Genomic DNA, 375 nt, shown 5'->3' with positions numbered 1-375 from the left:
ACCGAGCGCTTGACCCAGTTTGGTCGTGTACTGAGTGATCTCAACATCGAACTGATCTGTGCCAACAGCTCACAAGCAAAGGACCGTGTTGAACGCGCGAATAAAACGTTACAGGATCGCTTAGTCAAGGAAATGCGACTGCAAGGTATTGATACGATTGAACAAGCTAACGCATGGCTCCCCGACTTCATCGCAGATTTCAACCGCCGCTTTGCCAAACCGTCAAGGTTTCCCAAGGACATGCACCGGCCAGTACGGGAGTCTATCGAAGAGCTCGATGATATCTTTGCCTGGCAAAAACTGCGTAAGCTCACTAAATCGCTGACGTTTCAATATGATAAGGTTCTCTATCTCATTGACCCCACAGAAGAAAAC

General features: G+C 48.3%; 1 pseudogene. It reads left to right on the top strand.

The annotated features are described in order from the left end of the window. Positions 1-375 (top strand): annotated as a pseudogene (locus tag ACVA58_RS27815) (ISNCY family transposase); the annotation flags it as partial.

It is taken from the genome of Photobacterium sp. DNB22_13_2 (assembly GCF_052873915.1).
Note: the sequence above shows the minus strand (reverse complement) of the source record. Positions and strands in the feature narration are given on the sequence as shown.